The 7721-nt window shown below is 70.1% G+C and carries 8 protein-coding genes; 2 read left to right on the top strand and 6 right to left on the bottom strand.

The window, feature by feature from the left end:
• A partial coding sequence (locus DQP58_RS25115; RefSeq protein WP_133259434.1) for an RDD family protein occupies positions 1 to 648 on the bottom strand: 648 nt, incomplete at its 3' end.
• 77 nt (positions 649 to 725) lie between these two features.
• Between DQP58_RS25115 and DQP58_RS25110 the strand changes: the two genes are divergently transcribed.
• Positions 726 to 1718, top strand: coding sequence for a stage II sporulation protein M (locus DQP58_RS25110; RefSeq protein ID WP_112710801.1), 993 nt, complete (start codon positions 726 to 728; stop codon positions 1716 to 1718).
• 10 nt (positions 1719 to 1728) lie between these two features.
• Here the strand turns inward: DQP58_RS25110 and DQP58_RS25105 are convergent, their stop codons facing one another.
• Genes DQP58_RS25105 through DQP58_RS25085 form a run of 5 tightly spaced genes read right to left on the bottom strand, consistent with a single transcriptional unit; the run spans position 1729 to position 7082 of the window.
• Entirely contained in the window at positions 1729 to 3051 is a 1323-nt protein-coding gene (locus DQP58_RS25105) for a DUF58 domain-containing protein (RefSeq protein WP_112710800.1), read from the bottom strand.
• A complete protein-coding gene (locus tag DQP58_RS25100; RefSeq protein ID WP_112710799.1) occupies positions 3051 to 4028 on the bottom strand; it encodes an AAA family ATPase in 978 nt (325 codons plus the stop codon). Before DQP58_RS25100 ends, DQP58_RS25105 begins: the two co-directional genes overlap by 1 nt.
• On the bottom strand, positions 4025 to 5164 hold the full coding sequence (locus DQP58_RS25095) for a DUF4350 domain-containing protein (RefSeq protein ID WP_112710802.1): 1140 nt from the start codon (positions 5162 to 5164) through the stop codon (positions 4025 to 4027). Before DQP58_RS25095 ends, DQP58_RS25100 begins: the two co-directional genes overlap by 4 nt.
• Complete coding sequence (locus DQP58_RS25090; protein WP_112710798.1) at positions 5164 to 5817, bottom strand: DUF4129 domain-containing protein; 654 nt, start codon at positions 5815 to 5817, stop codon at positions 5164 to 5166. The genes DQP58_RS25095 and DQP58_RS25090 overlap by 1 nt, the downstream gene beginning before the upstream one ends.
• Before the next feature lie 23 nt (positions 5818 to 5840).
• The gene (locus DQP58_RS25085) at positions 5841 to 7082 is read right to left on the bottom strand and encodes a hypothetical protein (protein ID WP_112710797.1); all 1242 of its coding nucleotides are present in this window, start codon (positions 7080 to 7082) and stop codon (positions 5841 to 5843) included.
• Positions 7083 to 7207: 125 nt separating this feature from the next.
• Here DQP58_RS25085 and DQP58_RS25080 point away from each other — a divergent pair, with 125 nt between their 5' ends.
• Positions 7208 to 7672 carry a GatB/YqeY domain-containing protein gene (locus tag DQP58_RS25080; protein ID WP_112710796.1) on the top strand — a complete coding sequence of 155 codons (465 nt, stop codon included), beginning with the start codon at positions 7208 to 7210 and terminating at the stop codon, positions 7670 to 7672.
• The last annotated feature ends 49 nt before the right edge of the window (positions 7673 to 7721 follow it).

Raw genomic sequence — 7721 nt, 5'->3', positions numbered from 1 at the left:
CGCGATGCGGGCCACCACGTCACCGGCGATGCGGTATGCCATCTGCACGCGCAGCTGACGGTCCAGCTGCGTTGCCCGGGAAAGGAACTGGCGCGCAACCTCGACCTGGCCGACGGACAGCCCCGATAGCTGCAGCGACGATGCCCACCACGCCAACGACGGCGGCATCATCGGCGGGGGCCCGAGGCGGGGCCCGCGTTCGTTGACCACCACCGTGCCGGCGAAGATATCGCCGATCCGTTTGGCCTGGGGGGACAGAAGGCTGCAGATGACGGCCGGGCTGCCGAACAGCATCCAGATTTCCACCAGCGCGGCCAGGGCGCGAAACAGGGCCTGGCGGAAGCGTTCTGGGCCGCCGTCGTCGGACACCACCCGCAGCCCCATCGCGATCTTGCCCACCGAACGGCCGCGCGTCGCCGTTTCGAGCACCAGGGGATAGCCCACGACCACCAGCACCGTAAAAATCAGCAGGATCGCGTTGCTCAGCGCGGTATCGAATTGGCTCAGGGTGGCGGCCCACAACATCAGGCCGAGCAGGTAACCGATGACCATGACCGCGATGTCGATCAGCGCGCTCAGCGTCCGCACCGGCAGCTGGGCGATCTGCACATCGAGCACCACCGCGTCCCCGGTCACCACCTCCGACATAACTTCGAACGGTACAGGTTGGGCCCGCGTGGCCGGCCGCACTTTGCCGCGCCGGGAGTGCGATTAGGCTGCCCAGGGTGGATGTCGATGCGTTCGTGCTGGCCCATCGCCCTACCTGGGACCGCCTGGACCGATTGATCGGGCGGCGCCGGTCGTTGTCGGGTGCGGAAATCGACGAACTCGTCGAGCTCTATCAGCGGGTCTCCACCCATCTGTCGATGCTGCGCTCGGCGTCCTCGGATTCGCTGCTGATCGGTCGGCTCTCCAGCCTGGTCGCGCGGGCCCGTTCGGCGGTGACGGGTGCCCACGCACCACTGAGCAACGCATTCACCCGGTTCTGGACGGTCTCCTTCCCGGTCGTGGCGTACCGCACCTGGCGGTGGTGGCTGGCCACGGCGGCGGCGTTCTTCGCCGTCGTCGTGATTGTCGCGCTGTGGGTCGCCGGCAGTCCCGACGTCCAGTCCGCCCTCGGAACGCCCAGTGACATCGCGCAATTGGTCAACCACGATGTCGAGTCCTATTACAGCGAACATCCCGCCGCCGCGTTCGCGCTGCAGATCTGGGTGAACAACTCGTGGGTGTCTGCCCAATGCATCGCACTGTCCGTGGTGCTGGGGCTGCCCATCCCGTTCGTGCTGTTCGAGAACGCCGCCAATCTGGGCGTCATTGCCGGCCTGATGTTTCCGGCCGGCAAGGGTGGCCTGCTGCTGGGTCTGCTCGCCCCGCACGGACTGCTCGAACTCACGGCGGTATTCCTTTCGGGGGCAACGGGAATGCGGCTGGGCTGGTCGGTGATCGCCCCCGGCGACCGGCCCCGGGGGCAGGTGCTCGCCGAGCAGGGGCGTGCCGTCGTCTCGGTCGCCGTGGGTCTGGTTGCGGTGCTGCTGGTTTCGGGATTGATCGAGGCGCTGGTGACGCCGTCGCCGTTGCCGACGTTCGTGCGGGTGGGCATCGGCGTCCTCGCCGAGGTGGCGTTCCTGTCCTACATCGTCTATTTCGGCCGCCGCGGCGTGCAGGCCGGCGAAAGCGGCGACATGGAGGAGGCGCCGGACTTCGTCCCGACTCGCTGAGCGGCGATCGCTACAACCGCCCGGTCGCCTTCATCGCCAGGTAGTGATCGGCCAGCGCCGGTGCCAGTTCGGTGGGCGGCGCGTCGACGACTTCCACCCCGCTGCGGCGCAGCCGGGTGGCGATCGCGCCGCGGTCGTTGCGGGACCGTTCGGCGGCCGCCGCGTCATAGACCGCCGCGGCATCCGAACGCCCGGCGGCCATTTGGTCGACGCGCGGGTCGGAGACCGCGGCCAGCAGCAGACGATGCTTGGCTGACAGTTGCGGCAGCACGGGCAGCAGGCCCTCGTCGAGGGCGGCCGCGTTGAGGTCGGTCAGCAGCACCACCAGGGAACGCCGGCGGGCGCGCAGCCCGGTGGTGGAAACCATTGCCCGCCAATCGGATTCGACGAGCGTCGGCTGTAGGGGCGCCATCGCGTCGACCAGCTGGGCAAGCAGCTCGGTGCGCGAGGCGCCGAACACAGCGGCCCGGCTCACCCGGTCGTGGGCGAGGAAGTCGACATGGTCGCCGGCCCGCGACGCCAGGGCCGCCAACAGCAGCGCGGCGTCCATCGACCAATCCAGCCGCGGCCAGCCGGCCGGATCGGACGCGGTCGGGTCGACACCGACCCGCCCCGCCGCCGTGCGGCCCGTGTCGAGCACGATCACCACCCGCCGGTCGCGTTCGGGCCGCCAGGTGCGCACCACCACGTCGGCGCGCCGCGCGGTGGCGCGCCAGTCGATCGAGCGCACGTCGTCGCCGACGACATACTCTCGCAGCGAATCGAACTCGGTTCCCTGCCCGCGCACCAGCGTGGGCAGCAGGCCGTCGATCTCGCGCAGCTTGGCGAGCCGCGACGGCAGGTGCTTGCGGGCCAGAAACGGGGGCAGCACCCGCAACTGGCCCGGCACCGGTCGCGAACCCTGCCGTCCCGCCAGCCCCAGCGGACCGAACGATCGGGCGGTCACCACCGTCGCGCGCTGATCGCCGCGGCGGAGCGGTTGCAGCCGGGTCGTGACGTGCTGGTCCGCTCCGGCCGCGATGTTGATTGGCTGGGTGCGCGGCTGCGCTTGGGCGCTGGGCGGCCAGGCGTCGCGGATCTGGCCGCGGAAGCGGCGCGGGCCGTCGTTGCGGATCAACAGCCCGCACTCGACCTGCTGGCCGAGCCGGGCGGAGCGATCCGGGGAACGGACGTAGCGCAACTTGGCGGGGCTGGCCGCGAACACGACGTCGACGACCACGACGAGCACCAGCGCGATCAGCAGGGCCACGAAAGTCGTTGCCGGCCAAGGGGACAGCGCGATGGGCAGGACGCAGATCAGTGCGACCAGCCCGGTGCGTCCGGTCAGGACCACTAGCGGGGCACCGGAACCGAGGCCAGAATCCCGTCGAGCACACCGTCGGGGGTGGCCCCTTCCAGTTCGGCCTCGGGCCGCAGCATCACCCGGTGCCGCAACGTCGGACGGGCCATCGCCTTCACGTCGTCGGGAGTGACGTAGTTGCGACCGGACAGCCAGGACCACGAGCGCGCCGTCGCCAGCAGGGCGGTCGCGCCGCGGGGGGACACGCCCAGTTGCAGCGCGGGGGACGACCGGGTGGCCCCCACGATGTCGACGATGTAACCCAGCACCTCGTCACCGACCAGCACGCGCTGGACGGCGTCGCGGCCGGCCGCGAGGTCGGCCGGCCCGGCCACCGGGTTGATCGCCGACAGGTCGCGCGGGTCGAAGCCGTGCGCGTGCCGGTGCAGGATGGCGATCTCGGCGTCTCGCGGCGGCAGCGTCACATTCAGTTTCAGTAAAAAGCGGTCCAGCTGGGCTTCGGGCAGCTGGTAGGTGCCCTCGTATTCGACCGGGTTCTGGGTCGCGGCCACGATGAACGGATCGGGCAGCGGCTGCGGTTGGCCATCCACGCTGACCTGTCGCTCCTCCATCGCCTCGAGCAGCGCGGCCTGGGTCTTGGGTGGGGTCCGGTTGATCTCGTCGGCCAGCAGCAGGTTGGTGAACACCGGGCCGGGCCGGAACACGAACGCGGCGGTGCGCGCGTCGTACACCAGTGAACCCGTGACATCGCCGGGCATCAGGTCGGGGGTGAACTGCACCCGCTTGAATTCCAGCCGCAGCGCCGCGGACAGCGCCCGGACAAGTAGCGTCTTCGCCACTCCCGGAACGCCTTCCAACAGCACGTGGCCCCGGCATAGCAGCGCGATCACCAGGCCGCTGACCACGCCCTCCTGTCCGACGACAGCCTTGGCGAGCTCGCCGCGCAACGCCAGCAGTGCCTCGCGTGCCGATTCAGCGGTGGGGGACTGGGCGGTAGAGGGTTGTGTCACGGGTGTGCGACCTGCCTTTCGATTTCGTCGAGCGCACGGGCAAGTTGTAACAGGTCGTTGTCGGTCGTCGGGGGCGGACCGAACAGCTGGTAGGAGACGAACGCCGGATCGGATCCGATGCGCTGGGCCGCGGTGGTCACCACCGCATCGGGTGACGCGCCCGCGCTCAGGCCCAGCCGCGGCAGCAGCCGCGCGGCCGTGGCGGTGCGTAAGGCGGTGGCCGCGCGGTCGCGTGCCCGTCGGGACCGGTACAGCCGCCCGCGACCCTCGACGGTCTCCGACGCGCGGACCACCACGGGCAGCTCCTCGGCCACCAGGGGCCCGGGGCGGCGGCCCTTCCACACGGCGACCAGCAGCACCACCAGTGCCAGTTGACCGACGATCCAGATGACATTGGGCGGGATCAGCTCGAAAAGCGATGCCTTGGCCGAGGATTCACCCTCGACCTGATGCGGCGCGTACCAGATGAGCCGGGGCCGGTCACCCGCGAGGTTCATCGCCAGGGCCGCGTTACCCGCTTGCGGCAGGCCGCCGTTGGTCATGAAGTCGGTGTTGCCGACCGCTGTGATGGTGCGGCCGTCGTCGCGGAAGCGGATCAGCGCGCCGTCGTAGCAGCGGGTCATCGCGCGGCCGCCTTTGGGCTCGTAGGTGTTGCTGGGCCCGAACCGCACCGAGCCGGCCCGAACCGCCTCGCGCAGCGTGCAATTCGGGTCGAGGTCGAAACCGTTGGCGCCCGAGATCCGGATGTCCGGCAGCAGCGCCTCGCGGGTCCGTGTCGTCGGTTCCACCAGCAGCAGGTCCGAATGGACGTTGGCCAGCCGGTCCAGCAGCGTGTCGGTGAGGTATTGGCTCTGGGCCACCAGGATCAGCGCATCGGGGCGCGCCGCGTGTTCGACGTCGCCGATGTTGTTGGCCACGACGACGTCGACTCCGGCGTTGCGCAGCAATTCCACCAGCGCGTGGGCGCCGTCGGGTCCGGTTGCCGCCGGGTCCATGCGTGCGCCGGGCCGCGGCGCGGTCAAATAGGCATCGACGCCGGCGATGACCGCGAGCACCAGCAGCGTGACGAGCACCCACCGCCAGGTGCGCCAGCGCCGCGGCGTGGTTTCGGGAGAGGCACCGGTGGTCGTCGCCATCAGCGGACCGCCGCCCACGACTCGGGGGCTTGCGCCCGGCTGGGTCCCAGCGATCCGCCCTGCCAGCGGGACCGCAGGTGGTCGTCCAGCTCGGCGATCATCTGGTAGGCGGGTTGGGTGCCGGGTTGCTCACCGTATGTCACGTCGTTGAAAGCCGTTGCTGCTTGCGTCAATTCGCCGGCCAGATGGGGCAGCGCGGCGCCGGCGTCGCGGGCCAGTTCGTTGGCCGTGCGGCCGGGGGCGGGCGTCAGCACCCGGGTCTCTTCGAGCTGGCGGGCGACGGCCCGCAGCCGGTGACGGATAGCCGCGGCCCAGTCGCCCTGCGCCGCATGGTTCTCGGCCGTCGCGCGATGCTGGGCGGCGGTTAGTTGGGCGGCCTCGAACAACGAGTAGTCGCCGCCGCGGCGGGTGCGCATGGTGCGGCGCAGAACGTAGACGCCGACGAGCACCGCGATGGCGAGCAGGATGAAAAGCACTGTGGCGGTGAGCCATCCGCCCGGAATCGTTGAGGTCTTCTGCAGCAGCCGGTAGATCAGGTCGTTGAGCCAGTCGACGAAGTGCTCTCGCGCGGAGCCCTTCGAATAGATGGGTTTGTTGAGCTCGTCCTGCGCGGCGCGGTGTGCGGCATCGCGGTCGATGTCGATAGAAGGCATCCTCAGGCAATCCTTTTCGGGCCTTACAGGGGCCGGGTCAGCCAGAGGTTGTCGGTGGACGCGGCCGCGTAGGACCCCTGGGCGGCTCCGCTCTGCAACACCAGATCGAATGCCTCGGCGCGCATCCGGCGGTCGGTGTACAGCAGCACGATGACTCCCGCGTTGAACGGTGCGGTGATGATCTCGCCGATCGCCGCCCCCACCGACAGGATCGCGGTGCTGACCAGGAACGCCGTGCTGGACGAGGTGACCTGGAAGAACTGGCCGACGAGGCTGAAGGGCACCGCGACGGCGTTGGCGATCACGGCTGCCACCAGGAACGTCAGCAGCCGGATGCCCAGCACCCGCCAGAAGCCGTTGCGAATCAGCTTGAAGGACCGGGTGATTGCGTCCATGACCGGCAGCCGCTCCAGCACGATCAGCACCGGGGCGAACAGCACCACCGTGTACAGGTACGCCAGGAACGCGAGGACGGCCAGCACCAACGGGATGCCCAACACCACGGCCGCCGCGGCGTTGCCGACCGCCGCCAGCACCCCGATGATCACCGCGACCAGCCCGGCGAGGGCCGCCACCACGACGGCTTCCAGCAGGGCCAGACCGAGCAGGGCGAGCAGGCGCCCACGGATCTTGGCCCAGGTTTCGCCGATGGTGATCGGTGACCCGAACACCGCCCGCCCGACGATGACGGTGAGCATGCCCGACAGCAGCATGCCGCCCAGCCAGCCGACCAGGATGCCGCCACCCACCGAGGCCGTCCACGCGCCCAGCACCCCCGAGCTCAGTTCGCCGGGCTGATCGGTGCCGAACCTGTCGGCGGCGGCCAGCGGCCCGAAGAACGCGACCTTGGTGATGATCTGCATGATGACCACGACGATGGCGGTCAGCCCCAACGTCGCTTTAGGGTTCGCTCGGACATAGCCGACCGCGCCGTTGAAGATGTCGCCGAGGGTGAGCGGCCGCAGCGGGATGATCCCGGGTTTGACGGCTCCGTAGCCCGACGGCGGGCCGAACGGTGGCGGCGATCCGTAGCCCGATGGCGGCCCGTATCCGGGCGCAGCGCCGTAGGCCGGCGGGGGGCCGTAGCCCGACGGGGGCGGGTAGCCCGGCGGCGGGCCATACGCCGGCGGGCCGTATGCCGGCGGGCCGTATCCCGCCGGCGGACCGTATGCCGGCGGGCCGTATCCCGCGGGCGGACCGTATTGAGGTTGTGGGCCGTATGCCGGTGGCGGACCAACCGGATTACCAGGCGGCGGCGCGCTCACCGAGTGCAGCGGCCCGTCAAACCAGCCCTGCAGCCGGGCGCGTCGTTCGTCATGGGCTCCATCCTGTCGGCGGCCGGGGCATTTCACAACGTTGACCCCCCACCCGGCGCGTAGCGTCTAGAGACATGGCGGAACTCAAATCCCGGATCCGGGCGGACCTGACCGCGGCGATGAAGGCCCAGGACAAGCTGCGAACCGCCACCCTGCGCATGCTGTTAGCTGCGATCCAGACCGAGGAAGTCTCCGGCAGGGAGGCCAAAGACCTCACCGACGAAGAGGTCATCAAGGTGCTGGCCAAGGAATCCCGCAAGCGGAGCGAATCGGCGGAGATCTACACCCAGAACGGCCGCGGGGAGCTCGCCGCCAACGAGCACGCCGAGGGCCGGATCATCGACGAGTACCTGCCCACCCCGCTCACCGAGGCCGAGGTCGCCGACGTCGCGGACACCGCAATCGCGCAGGTCGCCGAGGAGATCGGCGAGCGCCCCGGGATGAAGCAGATGGGCATGGTGATGAAGGCCGCCACCGCGATCGCCGCCGGCAAGGCCGACGGCGCCCGCCTCTCGGCCGCCGTCAAAGAGCGGCTGTAGTCAACCGGGTTAGATCAGAGCACCACCCGGCTTCCGTCGTCGCCGCGGC

Origin of the sequence: Mycobacterium colombiense (genome assembly GCF_003284975.1) — a bacterium.
GTDB lineage: Bacteria > Actinomycetota > Actinomycetes > Mycobacteriales > Mycobacteriaceae > Mycobacterium > Mycobacterium europaeum_A.
This window is presented reverse-complemented; position numbering and strand designations above follow the sequence as displayed.

Bases quoted from the DNA above. Each gene is read 5' to 3' on its own strand.
- DQP58_RS25095 (WP_112710802.1), bottom strand. From the start codon at position 5,164: ATGGCGACGACCACCGGTGCCTCTCCCGAAACCACGCCGCGGCGCTGG.
- DQP58_RS25090 (WP_112710798.1), bottom strand. From the start codon at position 5,817: ATGCCTTCTATCGACATCGACCGCGATGCCGCACACCGCGCCGCGCAG.
- DQP58_RS25080 (WP_112710796.1), top strand. From the start codon at position 7,208: ATGGCGGAACTCAAATCCCGGATCCGGGCGGACCTGACCGCGGCGATG.